Genomic DNA, 333 nt, shown 5'->3' with positions numbered 1-333 from the left:
CCGGCCGCGCCTGATCCATTGAAACGAGAAGGGTACACATGGCTCAAGATCTTTCGGGAACAGTCGCCGCAGTCACCGGCGCGGCATCGGGCATCGGCCTCGAATGCGCCAGGGCCATGCTGGCGGCGGGCGCCCGCGTCGTGCTGGTCGACAGGGCAGGGGACAAGCTCAAGGAGATTGTCGGCGAACTCGGCGACAACGCGATCCCGCTGGTGGTCGACCTCACCAGTCCCGCCAGCGTGGCGACCATGCTGCCCGGCATCCTCGACAAGGCCGGTCAGCTCGACATCTTCCATGCCAATGCCGGCTCCTATGTCGGCGGCGAGATCCTCA

1 protein-coding gene is annotated in these 333 nt (G+C 66.1%); it reads left to right on the top strand.

Annotation, left to right across the window (positions count from 1 at the left end; translation table 11 throughout):
• Positions 1-38 precede the first annotated feature (38 nt).
• Positions 39-333: SDR family NAD(P)-dependent oxidoreductase (locus tag EN807_RS33705; RefSeq protein ID WP_135938030.1), on the top strand; the 295-nt coding region annotated here is incomplete at its 3' end.

The organism is Mesorhizobium sp. M5C.F.Ca.ET.164.01.1.1, assembly GCF_004792125.1.
Taxonomy (GTDB): domain Bacteria; phylum Pseudomonadota; class Alphaproteobacteria; order Rhizobiales; family Rhizobiaceae; genus Mesorhizobium; species Mesorhizobium wenxiniae.
This window is presented reverse-complemented; position numbering and strand designations above follow the sequence as displayed.